The organism is Thermus sp. NMX2.A1 (assembly GCF_000511705.1).
GTDB classification, from domain to species: Bacteria; Deinococcota; Deinococci; order Deinococcales; family Thermaceae; genus Thermus; species Thermus scotoductus.
On sequence record NZ_ATNI01000011.1, the window covers coordinates 1 to 3,424 of the forward strand.

At 68.4% G+C, this 3,424-nt stretch carries 4 protein-coding genes and 1 pseudogene; all 5 read right to left on the reverse strand.

Annotated elements, in window-relative coordinates; translation table 11 throughout:
- A pseudogene (locus TNMX_RS00365) lies at window positions 1-329 on the reverse strand (hypothetical protein); the annotation flags it as partial.
- Window positions 330-1,059: 730 nt separating this feature from the next.
- Window positions 1,060-2,211 (reverse strand): replication initiation protein, encoded by a 1,152-nt coding sequence (locus TNMX_RS00370; RefSeq protein ID WP_156919377.1) that lies wholly within the window; start codon window positions 2,209-2,211, stop codon window positions 1,060-1,062.
- 117 nt (window positions 2,212-2,328) lie between these two features.
- Complete coding sequence (locus TNMX_RS13505) at window positions 2,329-2,754, reverse strand: MerR family transcriptional regulator (protein ID WP_052037872.1); 426 nt, start codon at window positions 2,752-2,754, stop codon at window positions 2,329-2,331.
- Between the two features lie 178 nt (window positions 2,755-2,932).
- Window positions 2,933-3,202: a type II toxin-antitoxin system RelE/ParE family toxin gene (locus TNMX_RS00380; protein WP_038028256.1), complete on the reverse strand. Its 270-nt coding sequence runs from the start codon at window positions 3,200-3,202 to the stop codon at window positions 2,933-2,935.
- The gene (locus tag TNMX_RS00385) at window positions 3,186-3,398 is read right to left on the reverse strand and encodes a ribbon-helix-helix protein, CopG family (protein ID WP_038028259.1); all 213 of its coding nucleotides are present in this window, start codon (window positions 3,396-3,398) and stop codon (window positions 3,186-3,188) included. The genes TNMX_RS00380 and TNMX_RS00385 overlap by 17 nt, the downstream gene beginning before the upstream one ends.
- Window positions 3,399-3,424: the final 26 nt, after the last annotated feature.

Sequence of the window (3,424 nt, forward strand, 5' to 3'; positions counted from 1 at the left end):
TGGGTCACGGCCCCCGACCCGGTCACGTTCACGCTGGGGGGGGCGAGGGTGATGCCGGGGACGAGGTTGCCGCTCCCGTCCACCAGGGAGAGGTTCACCGTCCCGGTGAAGCCGCCCTGCGGGGTGATGGTCAGTTGGGTGGTGTCGCTACCGCCCTGCTGGATACTGAGGCTCGTGGAGTTGAGGGAGAGGGTGAAGTCGGGGGAGCCACCGCCACCCCCTCCGCCGCCACCGCTACCCCCGCTACCTCCACCGTTGATATTGCAGGCGGCCAACACAAGCAACAGCGCAACCAATAATCCCGCTCCGTAAAGCCTGAGGGTCTTCATAAGGGTCACCTCCTATAACACCGCTTCCATAGTACAGGGCAGTTCCGGAGGAGGCGCAGGTCCCCCATTTTCGCGAAAGTTCACCTTCGCGCAGGGAAAGGCCCCGGAAGGGCCCGGAGCGGGGATCAGCTTGCATAGAGTTGCGGTGGATCCCCGGGGATCACCGCATAAACCCCGCAAGGAGAGGCCGGGGGAGGGAGGCCTCCCGGGGGTGGACCTGGGGGTGGAAAGGTATGCGGCCAAAGCGTGGGGGGCAAGCCGGGGTCCGGTCTGGGGTCTGACCCTCCCCCGCACGACCCCCTAAGGCCGCCTGTAAGGGGCCTAGAAGGCCCGGGAAGAGGGGGGGTGGTAGAGAAGACTACCCCCCATACCCCCCGCCTTCTCGGGCTTCTCAGGGCGGGTCCTCGGGGAGGCGAGTCGGGGATTTTGCCGTACTGGAGGGTGAAAAGGCCCGTTTTGCGCGGCGCGGGCCGCCCCCCCCCAAAACCCCAGTTGCCGCATCGGCTCGGGCCTCAGTTAGCTAGCCAAGTACCTGGCTAAGGCAAAAACCCAGGTGGGCTAGCTAAAGTACCTGGCCCGGGGAAAAGAGGGCCCCCGCCTAGGTTAGCTAGCCAAGTACCTGGCTAAGGGAACCCTGGGGGTTGCACCCCCACCCCTACCCCCCCCCACCCCCGCCTGATAACCTTGATAGCCACCACTCGGCGTGTGCACTTTTTGGGGTTTGCGCCGTCTAGGAGCGCATTCTCCTGAGCCAGCGCGAGGCGGTGTTCCTGTGCACCCCCGCTTCCCTGGCCAGGGCGGTGGGGGTAACCCGCTCCCCCCTCGCCTGGAGCCTCCTAAGGGCCTCCCAAAGGGCCTCCTCGGCCTTGCTCTGCCGCTTCCGGTTGGCCGCCTCGAGGTTGGCCACACGTTGAGGGCGGGTGGCCTCGAGGCCCTCTTTCCGGGCCTTCTCAAGCTCCTCCCCCTCCAGGGGCTCCACCAGGGCCCGGGCCGCGGGGGATAGACGTGAGCGGTCCGGCCTGCCCGTCCCCGATACCGGCCAGACTCGGGTCCCCCGGTAGCGGTAGAAGGTCCATTTGGACACGCTCTTGACGATGGTGGCCTCCACCTCCCTCCGGGGCAGGGGGCCCTGAGGGTGGCCCCGGAAGAGTTCCTGATTCAGGCGATGGGCCTCGTAGGCCACCGCCTGCCGGAAGAGCTCAAACCCGTTCGGCTTCCCCCGGTACATGGCCACCACGCCGTAGGCGAAGACCCGCACGTGGTCAAACAGGGTGCAGTTGCGCCCGTAGGTGGCCGTGTCCAGGTAGGCCAGGGCCCGCCTCCTTGGGGTGAGTTCCCTAAGCTCCTCCAGAAGGCTGGGGAGGTCCCAGAGCTTCCCGCCCCCGATGAGGTGGGGGTGAGCCAGGGGGTTCCGCCCCAGGAGGCCGTTATAAGCGGGGTCGGCCCCGAAGTAGGCCCGAAGGAGGGCGTCCACCTCCCGCACCAGGGCGAAGGGGTTGCCCTGGCCCTCGTGGGCCTTGGGGGAGGAAAGCCAGATAGGGGGCTCCAGCTCGTAGACGATGTGGGCCTTCCAGGGGGCCTGGGGGTTGGGGATGGTGAGGGTGGGCGGGATGCGGTCCATCGCGTCCCACCAGGTGGGCTCGTCCAGGTCCAGGACGATGCGGAAAATCGCGTGGGGGTAGCGCCCCACCTGGATGTAAACGTGCTCCAGGGCCTTCTCCTTCCTCCGCGGCCGCATCCCCTGCCGGGGGTTGTCCGTGGCGTAGGGGTAGCGGGGAAGGCGCTCCCGGAAGGCCGCCAGGTAGGGCTCCTGGAAAAGAATCCGGGCTATCTCACGCCGGGGAAGAGTTTCCGCGTTGGGGATGAGATTCGTAAGTTCCACGCTTGCCTCCACCTGCCCCCTCGGGGTAAGGTGAAGGCCTCAGTCCGCCAAGCTGAGGCTCCTCGGGTTGGTCCCAGACCCCACCCCGGGGGGCGTGCCATTTTCATGGGAGGGATTTTACCCCCAAAACCTCCACCAGGGCCGCCTCTTCGGGGGCTCCAGGGCCCTGAGGGCCTCCCTCAGGCGGGCGTTCTCTTCCTTGAGGGCCCGCACCTCCCCCTCCAAAGCCTCCATCCTGGCCACCACCTCCCGGAGGAGGGCCAGGGCCTCCTCCTCGGGGCGGGCGGTGGCCACCAGGGGGGCCTCCCCCTCCACCCGGAGGAGGGCCTCCTCCAGGGGCAGCCCCTCCCTCTGGGCCAGCTCCCGGGCCGCCTTCAGCCGGGCCAGGGCGGCGCGTGGCCACAGGCGTCCCCCTCCCGGGGCCCGGGGGAGGGGGCCGAAGGCCTTCTCCCAGGCCTGGGCGTAGCGCCTCAGCGTGGCCGGGCTGACCCCCAGGGCCTCCGCGGCCAGGGCGGGGAAAAGGAGTTCCTCGGGTTGTCCCATGGCCTGAGGCTAGCACAGCCTTGAGCGCTCATCGCTACAGGGGGCGCTCAAGGTAAGCGCCTGGCGTTTACCAGGGCGCTGAGCGGTGAGCGGGGGTGCGCTCACCCTGGGGGCAAGGCCCCCGTGCCGGCCCGTGGCGCCGGCCTGAGAAGGGGGGCCGGACACGAAGGAAGCGGGCTCAGCGGTAAACGTCCCGCCGATGGCCCACCCGGACCACCAAGATGGTGGCCTCCCGATCCCGGATGTGGCAGATCAGGCGATAGTCCCCCACCCGGTACTTCCAAAACCTGCCCAGCTCCGGCCCTCGCAAGGGCTCCCCGAGGCTTCGAGGGTCTTCCAGGGCGGCCACGCGCTCCCGCAGAAAGCGAAGGATCCGGCGGGCCACCTCCCGGTCTAGCCCTTCCAGCTCCTTCGCGGCCCGAGGGTCAAACTCAATCCTGTAGCCCAAGGCGGCGCTCCAGTTCCTCCAGGGGGATGCCGGGGAGGCGGGACTCCAGGCGTTCCACCGCCAGGTAGTAGTCCTCGATGTCGTCCAGGTACTCCAAGAGGGCCTGGCGCACGTAGTAGCTCTTGCTCCGCCCGGTCTTTTGGGCAAGGGCCGTGAGGCGCTCCTCGATCTCCTTGGGCAGGCGCACGACAACCATCGCTATACAAGTATAGCGCCCCCGGG